This is a genomic window from Mesorhizobium sp. M1338 (assembly GCF_040318045.1).
Classification (GTDB): Bacteria; Pseudomonadota; Alphaproteobacteria; order Rhizobiales; family Rhizobiaceae; genus Mesorhizobium.
The window spans coordinates 85,746-100,797 of record NZ_JAMYLL010000003.1 but is presented as its reverse complement, the minus strand read 5'-3'; the positions used below and the strand labels follow the sequence as shown (position 1 = coordinate 100,797).

Sequence of the window (15,052 nt, the reverse complement as noted above, 5' to 3'; positions counted from 1 at the left end):
TGTTTCGGGAGTTAGGCGCGACGGCTGATCCGGGTGAAATGGCCCATCTTGCGGCCGGGGCGTGCCTCGGCCTTGCCATAGAGGTGCAGCATCAGGTCCGGCTCGGCGAGCAGGGCCGGAACACGCAGCACATCGTCGCCGATCAGGTTCTCCATCACGCAATCGGAATGACGGTGGGGATTCCCCAGCGGCAGGCCGGCAACGGCGCGGATGTGCTGTTCGAACTGCGAAACGATGCAGGCTGCTTCCGTCCAATGGCCGGAATTGTGCACACGCGGCGCGATTTCGTTGGCCAGCAGCGAGCCGTCGGCGAGCACGAAGAACTCGACGCCGATGACGCCGACATAGTTCAGCGCCGACAGGATCTTCGATGCCGCCATTCGTGCCGCTTCCGCGGTTTCGGGCATAATGGCGGCCGGCAAGGTCGATGTGTGGAGAATGCCGTTGCGGTGGATATTCTCGGCCGGATCGTAGGCGACGACCTCGCCGTCCAGCCCACGCGCCGCGATCACCGAAATCTCGCGCTCGAACGGCACGAAGGACTCCAGGATCAGCGGCACATTGCCCATTGCCTCGCAGGTGCCGGCGAAACCACCCGTTTCCATGTTGCGGAAGACGCGCTGGCCCTTGCCGTCATAGCCCATGCGGCGGGTCTTCAGGATGCCGCTGCCGTCGAACGCTTTCAGCGCTGCCGTCAGTTCGTCATCATTGTCGACGGCGTGAAAATCCGCAGTGGCAATGCCGATGCCGTTGAGGAATGTTTTTTCGCCCACCCGGTCCTGCGCTACTTCCAGCGCGTGCGCCGGCGGATAGACCGGAACCTTGGCGGCCAGCGCGCTGGCCGCCGCGACCGGCACGTTCTCGAACTCGTAGGTGACGACGGAACTCGACGCGGCCAGTTCCGCAAGTGCAGCCTGGTCGTCATAGGCACCTGTTATCTGCCGGTTGGCGACCTGCGCCGCCGGGCTATCGGCTTGCGTCTCCAGCACCACCGTGCGGTAGCCGAGGCGGGAGGCGGCAACAGCCAGCATGCGGCCGAGCTGGCCGCCGCCAATGATGCCGATGGTCGATCCGGCGGGCAGGCTCACGGCGTGTCCGTCGGTTCGGTCGCGACCTTGGCGGTCTGCGCGGCGCGCCAGACATCCAGACGGACGGCGAGCTTGTCATCGTTCAGCGCCAGCACGGCAGCGGCCAGAAGGGCTGCGTTGGTGGCACCGGCCTTGCCTATGGCCAGCGTCCCCACCGGAATCCCGGCGGGCATCTGGACGATGGAGAGCAGCGAATCCTGCCCGGAAAGCGCCTTCGATTCCACCGGTACGCCGAACACCGGCAGCGGCGTCATCGCCGCCGTCATGCCGGGCAGGTGCGCGGCACCGCCGGCGCCGGCGATGATCACCTTGTAGCCGGCCGCCTTGGCGCCCTTGGCGAAATCATAGAGCCGGTCGGGTGTGCGATGCGCGGAGACGATCAGCCGCTTGTGCGAAATGCCCAGGGCTTCCAGCGTTTCGGCCGCAAGGCGCATCGTCGCCCAGTCGGACTGGCTGCCCATGATGATGGCGACATCGGCGCGTTGATCGTCCAAGTCCGTGTTCCCCGGCGACAAAGGCGCGCCTTAGCGGAATTCGCGCCAAGCCGCAAGGATAGGCGGCCGCCGCGGCGGTTCGGCAAGGTGGAAACCAGCCAGTCAGATGCCGTCGCGCTCGGCCTCGGGTGTCGAGACCAGCAAGGCCGAAGCCGCGTTGGCGGCGGTGACGGCCGCTCGCGGGGTCCGTCCACGGGCAAGCCCCGCAGCCAGCGCACCGACGAATTCGTCGCCGGCGCCATGCGTGCTGACGACCTTGACCGGGATGGCAGGCAGCGCGAAGGCCTCGCCGGCCCGATCGCAACAGGCGACGCCTTCGCCGCCCGCCGTCACGATCGCGACTGAGCAAAGATCGGCCAGCAGCCGTGCGGCTTGCGAGGCCCCGTCAAGCGTCTCGACCACCGCCGTACTGGCCAGGAACTCCGCCTCGATGGCGTTGACCACCAATATGTCGACCATCGCGATCAAATCGCCGGAGAGTTTGCGCGCCGGAGCCGCGTTGAGCACGACGCGGCCGCCCTGCGCCTTCACCACGCGCGCGGCGGCGATGTTGGCCGCTTCCGGCACTTCGTTCTGCAGCAGGAGCACCGCCGTTTGGGACATCATTTCAGAAGCGGCGGCAATGTCGGCATCGCCCAGAGTGAGATTGCTGCCCGAGACGATCACCGCGCCATAGTCGCCGCCCTGGTCGAAGATCGCCACGCTCATTCCGGAGCCGGCGCCAGCGGCCACCCGCACGAAGCGGCGATCGACGCTGGCGCGATCGAGATTGGCCAGCAACGCCCGCCCGAAATCATCGTCACCGACCGCGCCGATCATCGCCGCGCGCACACCGGCCCTTGCCGCAGAGACGGCCTGGTTGCCGCCCTTGCCGCCGCATTTCGGGTGCCAGGCATGGCCGGTCACCGTCTCGCCCTTGCGCGGGCGGTCGGGCGCGTCGACCATGATGTCGTAGTGCAGGCTGCCGAACACGGTGACCAGCGGCGGTGTCGTCATGAGCCCCGGTCTTTTCGCTTCGATGCCACCGCCGACATGGTGCGGCCGAGGTTGCGCTCCGCCGCCTGGTAGTCGCGCTGCGCCACGGCGACGAACAGCGCGTCGAGGATGTTGAGCTGGGCAATGCGCGCCGCCGCGTTCTCGCCCATCAGCGGCGAGCCCTGCGCGGTCGAGCACAGCACGATGTCGGCAACGGCGGCCAGCGGCGAGTTGTCGTAATTGGTGATGGCCAGCGTGCGCGCACCGTTCTTGCGGGCCAGCTGAATGGCGTCGATGACGGCAGAGGTGTTGCCCGAATGTGAGAAGCCGACGGCGATATCATCGCCGCCGAGCAGCGAGGCCGACATCAGCATCATATGCGAATCGTCGTAGACGGATGCGCGGATGCCGATGCGCAGGAATTTGTGGGAGACGTCGCGCGCGATCTGCGCCGAGCCGCCGACGCCATAGAAATCCCGGTTCTTCGCACGGTAGAGAAGATCGGCGGCGCGGTCGAAATCCTCGATGTCGAGGATCGCCAGTGTCTCCTCCAGTGCCTGGATGGAAGTGCGGAACACTTTTTGCACGATCTCGGCCGAACTGTCGTCGGATGATAGTTCCTGATGCATCTCGGCGGTCGGCAGGCGGCTGTATTCATAGACGGCGGTGCGGAAATCGCGATAGCCGGAAAAGCCTAGCTTCTTGGCGATCTTGACCACCATCGCCTCGGATACGCCGGCCTCCTCGGCAATCTGCTTCAGCGGGATGCTCTCGTCAAAACCGCGCCGGCCAAAGACGGTTTCCACCACCTTCGCCTCCAGCGGGGTGAGATGCGGCATCATCATGCGGATGCGCGGTCCTACCGCCTTCAGGTCCAGCCCGCTCAAGGTCATCCACGCCCCCTCGTCACGCGATCGATAAGCATCGCGGCGAGGATTATAAGACCAGTTGCCAGAAGCTGATAGAAGGACTGCACGTTCATCAGCGTCAAACCGTTGCGCATGGCGCCGAGGATGACGGCGCCCAGTATGGTGCCGACGACACTGCCCTTGCCGCCCATCAGCGAGGCGCCGCCGATGGCGGCAGCTGCGATAGCGTCGAGTTCCCAGAGATTGCCGAGGATGGGCTCGGCGGCACCGAGCCGGCCGATCAGGATCTGCGCGGCAAGGGCTGCCAGCAGGCCGGAGATCATGTAGGCGGCGATCTTTGTGCGGGCGATCGGCACGCCGGCAATGTAGGCAGCCTCCTCATTGCCGCCGACGGCGAGCAGATATTCGCCGAACGGCGTCTTCTTCAAGACGACCCAGGCGACGACAGCCACGAAGGCCACGATGATAACCGCCAGCGGCAGCCCGAACAGCGAGCCGTTGAAGACGGCGCGAAAGCTTGCCGGCAGGCCGAGCACCGGATTGCCGCCGGTGTAGATCAGCGCCAGCGCCCGGTAGGTGCTGAGCGTTCCCAATGTGACGATAAAGGGCTGCAGCCCGACATAGGCGACGAGGATGCCGTTGACGAGGCCGCAGGCGAGACCAATGGCGAAGCCGGCGGCGATGGCGAGCGGAAACGGCACGCCGGCGACCATCATCGAGGCCGAGATGACGGCCGAGAGTGCCGCCGTCGGTCCGACAGACAGGTCGATGCCGCCGGAGATGATGACCAGCGTCATGCCCAGCGCCAGGCAGGCATTGATGCTCGACTGCTGCAGGATGTTGATCAGGTTGCGCTCGGCAAAGAAGCCCGGCACCAGCGCGCCGAAGACAGCGAGAATCACGACAAGGCCGATCAGCGTGCCGGCATCGCGCATGGAAACACCGCGCAGGAATTCGGCCCGTGGCCGCACCAGAATGGTATCCGACATATCCGTCACCTACTGTCTTGCCTGCTGTGCGGCCGGCGTTTGCGTCTGGGGGATGGCGTGTGCCGCGATCGCCTGTTCGCTGATATCGTCCCTGTGGAGTTCGGCCGCGATGGTGCCGTCGCGCATCACCAGCACGCGGTCGGCGAGCCGGATCACCTCGGGCAGCTCGGAGGAGACGACGATCACCGCATGGCCTTCGGCGGCGAGCTCCTCAATCAGATGATAGATCTCCGCCTTGGCGCCGACATCGATGCCGCGCGTCGGCTCGTCGAACAAAAGGATGCGCGTTCCCGCTGCCAGCCAGCGGCCGATGATCGCCTTCTGCTGGTTGCCGCCGCTGAACAGGCGGATCGGCCGGTCGAGCAGGAATGGGCGCAGGTTGACGCGGCCCATCTTGTCGGCCGCCACCTGTTTCAACCTGGCGTGATCGATGACGCCGCGCGGCGCGAATACGCCCATCGAGGCCAGCGCCATGTTGCTGGTGATCGAGCGCAGCGGCACGATGCCCTCACGCTTGCGCTCTTCCGGCACCAGGCCGATGCCGGCGGCAATCGCATCGCGCGGGCTTGAAAATCGGGTCGCCTTGCCATCGATTGCGATCGTACCTGCGATGGCTCGATCCGCCCCTGCCAGAAGGCGCAGCAATTCAGTGCGGCCGGAACCGACGAGGCCGGCGATGCCCAGCACTTCGCCGCGATGCAGATCGAACGACACGTTGCGCACCTTCGTTGCCGAGGAGAGGCCACGCGCGCTCAGCATGACCTCGTCGGAGGCATGGGAGTTATGCTGTTCCTGCGCCAGTTCGCGGCCGACCATCATCGCCACGACCGCCTTTTCCGACAGGCCTTTCAGGTCGACGGTATCGATGACCACGCCGTCGCGCATGATGGTGGCGCGCCGGCAGATGCCGAACACCTCGTCCAGCTTGTGCGAGACGTAGACGATGGCGACGCCGTCTCGAGCGAGGCCGGTGATGACTTGCGCCAGCCGTTCGAATTCGCTCGGCGTCAGGCTCGATGTCGGCTCGTCCATGGCGACGATGCGGGCGCGATCGAGCAGCGCGCGGGCGATCTCGACGATCTGGCGCTGCGCCACCTTCAGGGTTCCGAGAGGAGCGGCTGGGTCGATGGACGGATCAAGGGCTGCAAGAGCCTCGGCAGCGCGGCGTTCCTGCTCTCCCCGGGCGACGAAGATACCGCCGCGCGTCAGCGGATGGCCGAGAAACATGTTCTGCGCGACGCTGAGCCGCGGCACCTGCTGCAATTCCTGATGGATCATGGCGATGCCCGCGGCGCGCGCCGCGACCGGATTGGCAAGCGTCACCGGCTTGCCGTCGATAAGGACGCTTCCCGCCGTCGGTCTGTAGACGCCCGACAGGATGCGCAGCAGCGTCGACTTGCCGGCGCCGTTCTCGCCGAGCAGACCGTGGATTTCACCGGCGCTGATCGAGAACGACACGTCGTTGAGCGCCCGCACCGCCGGAAACAGCTTGGAAATTCCCTGGAATTGCAGCCGGGGTGACATTGGGTTCTCTTTCCGGGCAATGGTGCCGGCCGGGAGCGAATTGCCCTGGCCGGCACTCGTCGATTGGCCTTACTGGCCCGCGGCGGCATCCTCGAGCAGCGCCTTGCGCGCGCCGGTGCCGGAATAGCGGTCGGCATTGTCCTTGGTGATCAGTGCCTGCGGCGTGGCGACGACGCGCGGCAGCTTTTGTCCGGCCACCAGTCGCAGCGCCGTTTCCAGGGCCACTTCGCCGGTCAGCACTGGGAAGCTATCGACCGTGCCGGTCAATTCGCCGGCGCGGATCGAGGCATAGGCGTCGGAAATGCCGTCAGTGCCGAACACGGCAACCTTGTCCTGCAGGCCGGCAGCCTTGACCGCCTCGACAATGCCCAGCGCCATGCCGTCATTGTTAGCATAGAAGCCGATCAGGTCGGGGTGCTGCTGCAGGATGTTGGTGGCCGCGTCATAGGAGGTCTGGCGGTCCCAGTTGCCGGGAACACTGGCGACGACCTCGAACTTGCCCCCTTCTGAGATGGTGGACTTGAAGCCGTCGGTGCGCTGCACGGCGGCATAGACGCCGGCCTGGCCTTCGACGATGGCGACCTTGCCGCCATCCGGACGGTTCTTGATGAACCATTTGGCGACGCGCACGCCATTGTCGCGCTGGACATTGCCGACATAGTGCTCGGACTGCGGGATGACCGCATCGTTGACGTTGACCACCGGCACATTGGCGGCCTTGGCCTGCTCCATGATCGGCTGCAGATTGGCGTCGGTCTGCGGCGAGACGAGCAGCACGTTGTAGCCCTGCGTCACAAGGCCTTCGGCGATGGTCAGCTGGCCGAGCTGGTCGCCCTCGCTCTGCGCCGCCTGGTAGACGACGGGAACGCCGACTTTGTCGCCGAACGCTTTGTAACCCTCGCCCAGCGAGCGCCAGTATTCGTTGGTTAGCGTCTTGGAGACGGCACCCGCCTTGGTGCCTTCGGGCAGTTTGGGGAAAGCGCCGAACTTGGCCTCGACCTGCGACCAATCGATGCGGTCCTTTTCCGTATCGGAATTCAGCGGCGCGAGATCTGTTGAAAAGGCCGAGCCGATGGACAGCGCCATCAGTGCGGCGGTAGCGGTGGCAAGCAGAAGTTTCATTGTATTCCTCCCTTGTTGAAAACGGTGATGGCCCGGCCGAGGCTTCAGCTATCCGGCCCGAGCATGATTTCCTGGATGATGGCCTGCGATGTCACCGCGTCCTGGCTGTCCATGGCGGCGGACAGGCGATTGTCCTGCTCCAGCCGGTCAACGACGCGCAGCATGCGCTTGACGGTGGCGATGTTGACTTCGCACTCGCGAACCGGATCGAGCCCGGTCATGTCGGGGAACGTGTCGAAATAGATGGCCCCGGCGTAACCGTCGCGGCGGATCTGCCTGAGCAGCTCGATGGTCTGCAGCGTGTGCACCGCGCCGACCATCAGGCCATCATCGCGCTTGGCGTAGCCGTCGTTGAGATGCACGCCGAGCAGCTTGCTGTGGCGCGCCACCAGGGCCGCGGCGAAGGCCGGCTGTTCGTCGGCATAGAGCACATGGGCGAAATCAAGCGTGACGCCGAGATTGGGCAGGCCGACATCGCGGATCGCCAGCAAGGTCGTCGCCGCGTCCGGCATCAGGCTGTAGGAGCGCGGCTCGTTGGGCTTGTATTCCAAGCTGATCTGGCAGTCGGGATCATGCGCGGCAACTTCACGAATCCCATCGATTTCGTGTTGCCAGAGCGTCGAATAGTCGGCCTGGAAGACGTAGTCGAAGCCATCCTGGCCGAGCCAAAGCGTCATCAGGCTGGCGCCGGCTTCACGCACGGCGTCGATGCCGGATTTGGTCAGGTCGATTGCTTCACGGCGCACCGCCGGGTCCGGATTGGTGAAGGCGCCGAGCTTGAAGGCCGGGTTGGAGTAGTAACGCATGGCAAAGCCATTGATGGAAAGGCCGAGGTCGCCGAGTCTGCGGGCGATTTCAGCAGGCTTTTCGCCGACATGGTCGGGGTAATTCAGATCGAGGTCGGTCAATCCAGCTACCTTGGCAGCGCGCGCCGCCATCTGCAGCAGCGACGGCTTGCCGGTAAGGTCCGGCCATTCGGCCAGCGGCCGCGAGGCAAAGGAATTCAGGCGCGTGGCGAAGCGATTGGCTATCATGATCGACCCTTCAATAGTCATAACTTCACATAAACACGAATATTTGTAAAGTTATTGTTTTGCGGGACGGTGAACAGCCGCAAGGCCGCCGTTGCGGCTGGGCTAAGTCGCGTAGAGGCGCGCCGGCAGTTTCCTAGCCGACGCCGTAGGTTGGGAATCCGTCAGGGCGATGGTCGCGTGATAGCGTGCACTAATCGCGACCGGCACATTTTCAAGCAGCGGTCCGTCTCGCGTTTCAATCCGGCCAGCGCAAGACACCGGACGAATCCTTGCGGGCAGGCTTCATGGCATTGGCGGGCCGGTCGGCCGCGGTCAGTATGGCGCGCAGCCGTTCGGCGACGATCTCGGCCTCACCGGGATGAAGATTGCAGGGGTCGAGGAAGAAATGGCCGCGCTCCACTTCATGGTTGCGCACGATGATCGGCGGCGAACCTGTCGCCAATGCCGAGGCGAGACCGGCCGCCGTGAACCGGCTTTCAGGCAACACAAAGATCTGCAACCGATCCAGAGGGTTGGCGGTGGGGTCGGGGATGATCTGCGCGACGATGCCCGGCAGCCCCTGCGACGTGTCCTTCCACAGGTTCAGTGCCGCTTCTTCGCGCCGGCGGATGCCGGCATGGTCGCGCTTTTCCCAGGCTTCCAGTGCGGCCATGGTGCCGGCGATGCTTTCCTTGCCGACCTTCATGGCGCGCGCGACGCCGCGGTTCTGCAAGTAGGCGGTTCGAACCAGATCCTTGCGCCCGGTGACGATGCCGCTGGTCGGCCCGCTCAGGAATTTATGTCCGCTGTAGATGACGATGTCGGCGCCGCGCGCGAGGAAGCCGCGCAGATCGTATTCGGAGGCCGCGTCGACGATCACCGGGACGCCCCTGGCGTGGCAGATCTCGCAGAATTCCTCCAATGAGAGCATGCCGTATTGCACGGTATGATGGGCGACGACGTAGAGACCCGCCGCCGTGCGAACGTTGATCGCCTCACGCACATGGTAATCCTGCGTAACGCTGACGGTGCCAGCCGGCACGACCTTTGCGCCGGCCAGCCGGACCGACTGGTCGATTGGCGCGCCGTAGTTGACGATGTGGCCGAGCTGGACGATGACCTCCGACTTCAGCCCTTCGGTGTCGTCCGGCAGCCGCTCGATGGCGAGCAGGTTGGTTCCCGTCATCGCGCCGGCGATCGCCATGGTGATGCCGCTGGCGCAGCAGGCGGTGATGAAACCGGCCTCGCCGCCGGTAAGACGCGCCACGATCGTGCTTGCGGCACGCTGCAGATCATCCATCTCCACCCATTGCGAGGCCATTTCCGCCATGGCGCTGACCGCTTCAGGCACGATGATAGACGCGCCGAGCGCCGTCATCGTGCCGGAGACGTTGATGATCGGGCGAAGGCCGAGCCGTTCGCGGATGGTGGTGTTGGAGCCGTCGGTGGAAGTGGTTTTCATCTCTCGGATTCCATTTCTACGGGTCAGGCGGCGATCTCGACGACCGCCTCGATTTCGACGGTGATGTTTCCAGGCAAGGAGCCGACGCCGATCGCCGAGCGGGCATGGCCGCCAATGGTGTCGAACACATCGGCGAACAGATCGGAACAGCCATTGACCACTTTCGGGTGGTCGCTGAAGGTCGGTATCGCGTTGACGAAGCCGAGCAGCTTGACGATGCGCACGATCCGGCCAAGATCGCCAGTGGCTGCGTGCATCACGGCGAGCAGGTTGAGGCCGGTGAGGCGGGCGTGGCCATAAGCCTCTTCGACGGTGACATCATCTCCCACCTTGCCGGTGAACAGCGTGCCGTCGGTCCGCAGCGGCCCCTGGCCGGACAGGAAGATCAGCCGGCCGCTTTCGGCATGGGTGACGAAATTGGCGATCGGGGTCGGCGGCTCGGGCAGCGTCAGGCCCAACGCGGCGAGCCGGATATAAGGCGTCATGAAAGAAGGCTCCTTGCGACAGCGCTCGCTGTCCCGTTTAGAAATGCGATGCGCGGAAACGTGCCAGGAAGGTGCGCAGACGCTCATTGTCAGTGTCCGCCGCCAGGATTTCGGCGGGTGGACCCGCCGCGCTGACGCCGCCATCGGCCATGAAGATGATGCGGCTCGAGGCATCGCGTGCAAAGGCCATTTCGTGCGTGACCATCACCATCGTCATGCCGTCCTCGGCCAGGCTTCGCACGACCTCGAGCACCTCGCCGACCAACTCCGGGTCGAGCGCGGAGGTTATCTCGTCGAGAAGCAGGATCTTCGGCCCCATGGCCACGGCGCGGGCAATGCCGACACGCTGCTGCTGGCCGCCGGACAGTTCGGCGGGCAGACTGTCGGCCTTGTGGGCAAGGCCGACCCGGCCGAGCCAGTGTTCGGCGATGGTGCGGGCCTCCGCACTGCTCTTGCCGCGCACCTTGGTGAGGCCAAGCATGATGTTGCCCGCCGCCGTCAGGTGCGGAAAGAGGTTGAAGCTCTGGAACACCATGCCGGTCTCGGCCCGCATCGCGGCGAGATCGCGTTCGCTGCGGCGCTGGCGGGCTCCGGCTTCGCGAAAGCCGACCTCCTTGCCGTCGATGCGGATCGAGCCGCTGTCGTAGCTTTCGAGGAAGTTGACGCAGCGCAGCAGCGTGGTCTTGCCGCTGCCGGAGGGGCCGATGACCGTCACCACCTCGCCGCGCGCCACCCGCAGGCTGACCGAACGCAGAACCTGGACGGTTCCAAAGGCTTTGGAGACGTCGCGGATGTCGAGAAGCGCCGGGGTGTCGTTCGAACCTGTGGACATTGCTAATCCCGAATGAAGGAGAAACGCCGCTCGAGCCGCCGGCTGGCCAGCGAGAGGGCATAGTTGATCGCGAAGTAGATGAGCGCGCCGAGGAGGTAGAGCGGCATCGCCTCATAGGTGCGGCCGATGACCTGGTTGATGGCCTGCATCAGATCGGTGATGCCGAGCAGCGACACCAGCGCGCTGCCCTTGACCGCGTCGGTGACGCCATTGATCCAGGGCGGCAGGAAGCGCCTGAACGCCTGCGGGAAGATGACGTAGGCCAGGCGCTGGCGAAAGGTCAGTCCGATCGCCATTGCCGCTTCGGACTGCCCCTTCGGAATGGATCCGACCGCACCCCTGAGATATTCGACGACCTGCGCGGTCTTGAACAAGGTCAGCGCCAGCACGGCGGCCCAGAAGGACGGCAGATGAAGCCCGACGGCCGGCAGGCCATAATAGACAAAGAAGATGAGCACCAGGATCGGTATGCCGCGAATGGTATCGCTGAAGATGCGCACCGCCCATCGCAACGGTACGGGGCCATAGACGAGACCGACGCCCATGATCACGCCCGCGATCAGGGAGAACACCACGACCAGCAGGGATACCCACAATGTCAGGGCAAAGCCCTGGGCAAGGAATGGCAAGGCATAGGCGATCTGGGTGAGCATGTCAGCGCGCCGCCCTGAACCGGCGTTCGACAAGCCGAAGCGCGAAAAGCAGTATGTAGCCGGTAAGCAGGTACATCGCCGTGACCACGAGATAGACCTCGACGATCCGGAACGTGTTGAAGTTGATCCACTGGGCGCCGTAGGTCAGTTCCGGCACCGAGATGACCGAGGCGACGGACGTGTCCTTGAACAGCGATATGAAGGTATTGGACAATGCCGGCAGCGTGATGCGCAGCATCGTCGGCAGGCGCACGTTGAGCAGCCTTTGCCAGGGCGTTAGGCCGATCGCCTTGCCGGCGTCCAGCTGTCCGCGCGGAACCGCCTCGAGCCCGGAGCGGAACACTTCGACCAGATAGGCGCCGCTGTAGAGCGAGAGCGTGACGACAAACGAGGTCGGCGCGCTGTAGGCGATATCGACCACCGTCGGCAGGCCGTAGAAGACGAGATAGACGAGCAGGATCAGCGGCACGTTGCGGATGAATTCGACATAGGCGGCGATGATGGTGCGCACCACACGCCCGGCAGACACGTACCAGACCGCCAGGACAAGGCCGATGACGATGCCGATGGCGATCGAGATGACGGCGAGTTCGAGACTGAGCAGCAGGCCGCCCCACAGCTTGTCGAAATGCCGCCAGATCAGATTGAAATTGAGGGCATAGCCCATGCGTCCGCCTCGGTTGCCGCAGGCCTTAGACCAGTTCACCGTTTCACGGAAACGGCAAACCGCTCTAACTCTTTGTTTTGACGCAATTCCGGACGGAAAACCGTTTCACACTTTTCCTGGAATTGCTCTAGGGAGGCGGAAGGGCGCTGGATACACCCTCCCGCCCGATGCAGGTCAAATGGCTGGGAAGCCCGGATGGCGCGCCGGCGGCTCCTGTCCGAAATAGTCCTTGAACGCGGCATCGTAGAGGGCGTTCTCGTGGCCGAACATGGCGATGGTGAAGGTTGAGTTGACGAAGGTCAGCCAGTCAAGGTCGCCTTGCCGCAGAGCCGCGCCATAAAGCATGCTCAGCCAGCTCTTGCCCGCATCGAAGTATTTGTCCGGATTGCGCGAGGCGAGCCAGCGCACCGTGGACAGGTCGACTGCGGCGGCGTCGACGCGTTTCGATTCCAGCGCTTGCAGCACGTTGGCCTGGGTATCGATCTGCATGACCTGACACTCGGGCAGCACCGAATGCACCTGCGCCTCGGCATCGACATTCTGCAGGATCGAGATGCGCGTTGCAGCGCCGCCGGCAAGCAGCTTGTCGAAAGTCTTGTTCTCGGCGGTCGGCAGGCTCAGCAGGGCAACGCCCTCGACATAATAGGGCCGGGAAAAGTTGACCAGCTGCGAGCGTTGGGCGCTCATGGTCATGAACTGGATGGTGATGTCGACCTTATTGGTGGTCACGTTCGGAATGCGCTGAGCCGGATCCTGCATGACGAATTCGACCTTGGTCGGATCGTCGAAAAGGCCCTTGGCGAGAATGCGCCCCATGGTGATGTCCATGCCGACCAATTCGCCGGCATCGTTTTCGAAGTGCCAGGGTGCATTGGTGCTGCCGGTGCCGACGATCAGCTTGCCGCGATCGAGCACGGTGCGCAGCAGGCTGTCGGATGCTGCCTGGGCAGCGGCTTTCTGGGCATCGACGGTTGCCAGCACGCCGGCCGTGGCCAGCCCTGCCATTCCCAATTTCAGAAAATCACGTCTTCCGGATGTGTCGTTCACGGCGACCTCCTTTCGTGTTGTGTTCCCCTTGTGCACAGGCAAGACACGCGTCCGTGATTTTGTCTCTTACAAGGGACGAGTGTATCCTGTACAAGACAGATATTAACACCGGGAATCGACAATGCAAGATGGCAATGTTTCCGCGATTTCAGCCGGCGAGAAAATTTCGAGCTCCCGTGAAAAGGGGCTCAACCGAGTGCTCGAGATTCTGGACTTTCTTCACACGACCCAGCGGGCGATCGGCATTGGCGACCTTGCCAAAGGGGTGAATGCGCCCCGTTCGACGACCTACACGCTGGTGCGGTCGCTGGTCGACGCAGGCCTGCTGGAAATGGGAGGCGACGGCAATCGCGTCTATTTCGGCAAGAAGCTCTATCTCTATGGAATGGACTATGTGCGGGGCAACGACCTCCTCAGACGAGGGCGTCAGGAGGTCGACAATCTGTCGCGCGAGACCGGGGAGACCTCCGAACTGTGCATGCTGCAGAGCGGTCGCTACACGATCGTCCACGCGAGCCCGGGCACCAGGCCTTTCCGCATCAGCTCCGCCACCGGCTTGCAGATACCGCTGCCCTGGACGGCCTCGGGACGGCTGCTTCTGGCGGGGCTGGAGAGGGCTGAAATCGAAGCCATGGTGTCGGACGACGATCTCGTGCTGCCCGATGGTCGCAAACTGCGGCTTGACGATTTTGTCACCGATATCGCAAAGGCGCGAGTTGCCGGCTATTGCGTCACCTCGGGCTTGGTCGATGCCTATACGAAATGCCTAGCCGCGCCGGTCTTTTCGGCGCCGGGCAAGGTCGAGGCTACGATGTGCCTGGTGGTCCCCATCGATACGTCCGAGGAGCGGACCGGCGAGCTCATCGGCCTGCTGCGTGATCGTGCCGCGAGACTTTCGACCGCGGCCTAGGACGCGAACGAGCGGATGCTCTCTCAGGCAATGATGTCGGGAATGATCTTGTCTTCCAGCGCCATCAGCCGGTCCTTGAGGAACAGTTTTTTCTTCTTCATGCGCTGGATCTGCAGCGGATCGCAGGCCATGGCGATCATCGCGTTGATGGCCGCATCGAAATCGGCGTGCTCCTGCTTCAGCCGGGAATATTCGAGCCGGATATCAGCCTGTTCCTGATCGGACATTATCTACCGTCTGCACGTCTGCGGCGCCCAAAAATGGGCCTGATTGGGCGGGGCCGGTGGGATTTTGCAACCGGCGCGCAGCCCATATCACATTTCACATTGTCGTGGAATGCTACCACGGATCATTCGACATCGCTGCCGGAAGGTGACACACTGTCATTATGCCGTCACAGAAGCGAACCTGCGGTGGACGCGCCATGACGGCTGCAATCGAGGAAACCATGAAAGGGAGAACCAATCATGTCTCTTGCATCCCATCTTGATGAGTTGCAGCGGAAACACGGTGACATCGAACGTGAAATCGATGACGCGATGAACCATCCATCGGTCGACGACCTCGAAATCGTGAATCTCAAGCGACGCAAGCTGGCACTCAAGGACGAGATTGAAAAACTGAGAGGGAAACCGACCACGCATTGATGCCCTCCTGACATCGCCGCTCACCATCCGCGGCCTCTTTTCCCGGCGGCACTGCCGCCGGCCTGGGAGTTTTCGATTTCCAGAGCTGGGCCATCGGCCTGAGCTGGACTTCCACCCGGCTTAATTTCCGCTTCGGCCGTCGCCAGATTTCGCCAGATCATCGATCGTTTCTGGTCCTTGGCGGCGGGCCGATTCTGGCCAGTAGCGACCTGTCGCCATTGACAAGCCATCTTTGCTCATCCACCTCATGCCCGGACTTTAGCGCATCGGCCCGG

17 protein-coding genes are annotated in these 15,052 nt (G+C 63.8%); 2 read left to right on the top strand and 15 right to left on the bottom strand.

The window, feature by feature from the left end:
• Positions 1-11: 11 nt before the first annotated feature.
• The 14 genes from NKH19_RS04335 to NKH19_RS04270 form a co-directional block, all read right to left on the bottom strand.
• A complete protein-coding gene (locus NKH19_RS04335; RefSeq protein ID WP_352864753.1) occupies positions 12-1,088 on the bottom strand; it encodes a 5-(carboxyamino)imidazole ribonucleotide synthase in 1,077 nt (358 codons plus the stop codon).
• Positions 1,085-1,582, bottom strand: coding sequence for a 5-(carboxyamino)imidazole ribonucleotide mutase (gene purE / locus NKH19_RS04330; RefSeq protein ID WP_352864750.1), 498 nt, complete (start codon positions 1,580-1,582; stop codon positions 1,085-1,087). The genes NKH19_RS04335 and purE overlap by 4 nt, the downstream gene beginning before the upstream one ends.
• Before the next feature lie 102 nt (positions 1,583-1,684).
• Complete coding sequence (locus tag NKH19_RS04325) at positions 1,685-2,578, bottom strand: ribokinase (protein ID WP_352864748.1); 894 nt, start codon at positions 2,576-2,578, stop codon at positions 1,685-1,687.
• A complete protein-coding gene (locus NKH19_RS04320; RefSeq protein ID WP_352864744.1) occupies positions 2,575-3,450 on the bottom strand; it encodes a MurR/RpiR family transcriptional regulator in 876 nt (291 codons plus the stop codon). Before NKH19_RS04320 ends, NKH19_RS04325 begins: the two co-directional genes overlap by 4 nt.
• On the bottom strand, positions 3,447-4,415 hold the full coding sequence (locus NKH19_RS04315) for an ABC transporter permease (protein WP_352864741.1): 969 nt from the start codon (positions 4,413-4,415) through the stop codon (positions 3,447-3,449). The genes NKH19_RS04320 and NKH19_RS04315 overlap by 4 nt, the downstream gene beginning before the upstream one ends.
• A 9-nt stretch (positions 4,416-4,424) precedes the next feature.
• On the bottom strand, positions 4,425-5,939 hold the full coding sequence (locus NKH19_RS04310) for a sugar ABC transporter ATP-binding protein (RefSeq protein WP_352864739.1): 1,515 nt from the start codon (positions 5,937-5,939) through the stop codon (positions 4,425-4,427).
• Between the two features lie 69 nt (positions 5,940-6,008).
• A complete protein-coding gene (locus tag NKH19_RS04305) occupies positions 6,009-7,061 on the bottom strand; it encodes a sugar ABC transporter substrate-binding protein (protein WP_352864736.1) in 1,053 nt (350 codons plus the stop codon).
• 44 nt (positions 7,062-7,105) lie between these two features.
• Positions 7,106-8,095 carry a sugar phosphate isomerase/epimerase family protein gene (locus tag NKH19_RS04300; RefSeq protein WP_352864733.1) on the bottom strand — a complete coding sequence of 330 codons (990 nt, stop codon included), beginning with the start codon at positions 8,093-8,095 and terminating at the stop codon, positions 7,106-7,108.
• A gap of 235 nt (positions 8,096-8,330) precedes the next feature.
• Positions 8,331-9,536 (bottom strand): aminotransferase class V-fold PLP-dependent enzyme, encoded by a 1,206-nt coding sequence (locus NKH19_RS04295; RefSeq protein WP_352864731.1) that lies wholly within the window; start codon positions 9,534-9,536, stop codon positions 8,331-8,333.
• A 23-nt stretch (positions 9,537-9,559) separates the two neighbouring features.
• Positions 9,560-10,021 carry a RidA family protein gene (locus NKH19_RS04290; protein ID WP_352605817.1) on the bottom strand — a complete coding sequence of 154 codons (462 nt, stop codon included), beginning with the start codon at positions 10,019-10,021 and terminating at the stop codon, positions 9,560-9,562.
• A gap of 37 nt (positions 10,022-10,058) precedes the next feature.
• A complete protein-coding gene (locus tag NKH19_RS04285; RefSeq protein ID WP_352864728.1) occupies positions 10,059-10,853 on the bottom strand; it encodes an amino acid ABC transporter ATP-binding protein in 795 nt (264 codons plus the stop codon).
• A gap of 2 nt (positions 10,854-10,855) precedes the next feature.
• The gene (locus tag NKH19_RS04280; RefSeq protein ID WP_352864726.1) at positions 10,856-11,506 is read right to left on the bottom strand and encodes an amino acid ABC transporter permease; all 651 of its coding nucleotides are present in this window, start codon (positions 11,504-11,506) and stop codon (positions 10,856-10,858) included.
• A 1-nt stretch (position 11,507) separates the two neighbouring features.
• Positions 11,508-12,173 carry an amino acid ABC transporter permease gene (locus tag NKH19_RS04275; RefSeq protein WP_352864724.1) on the bottom strand — a complete coding sequence of 222 codons (666 nt, stop codon included), beginning with the start codon at positions 12,171-12,173 and terminating at the stop codon, positions 11,508-11,510.
• 174 nt (positions 12,174-12,347) lie between these two features.
• Complete coding sequence (locus NKH19_RS04270) at positions 12,348-13,220, bottom strand: transporter substrate-binding protein (RefSeq protein ID WP_292643047.1); 873 nt, start codon at positions 13,218-13,220, stop codon at positions 12,348-12,350.
• A 121-nt stretch (positions 13,221-13,341) separates the two neighbouring features.
• Between NKH19_RS04270 and NKH19_RS04265 the strand changes: the two genes are divergently transcribed.
• Positions 13,342-14,130, top strand: a complete 789-nt coding sequence (locus NKH19_RS04265; protein WP_352864721.1) for an IclR family transcriptional regulator — start codon at positions 13,342-13,344, stop codon at positions 14,128-14,130.
• A gap of 23 nt (positions 14,131-14,153) precedes the next feature.
• Here the strand turns inward: NKH19_RS04265 and NKH19_RS04260 are convergent, their stop codons facing one another.
• The gene (locus NKH19_RS04260) at positions 14,154-14,357 is read right to left on the bottom strand and encodes a YdcH family protein (RefSeq protein WP_023757446.1); all 204 of its coding nucleotides are present in this window, start codon (positions 14,355-14,357) and stop codon (positions 14,154-14,156) included.
• A 240-nt stretch (positions 14,358-14,597) separates the two neighbouring features.
• On the opposite strand from NKH19_RS04260, the gene NKH19_RS04255 reads away from it, so the two are divergent.
• Positions 14,598-14,777: a YdcH family protein gene (locus NKH19_RS04255; RefSeq protein ID WP_013529217.1), complete on the top strand. Its 180-nt coding sequence runs from the start codon at positions 14,598-14,600 to the stop codon at positions 14,775-14,777.
• Positions 14,778-15,052 lie beyond the last annotated feature (275 nt).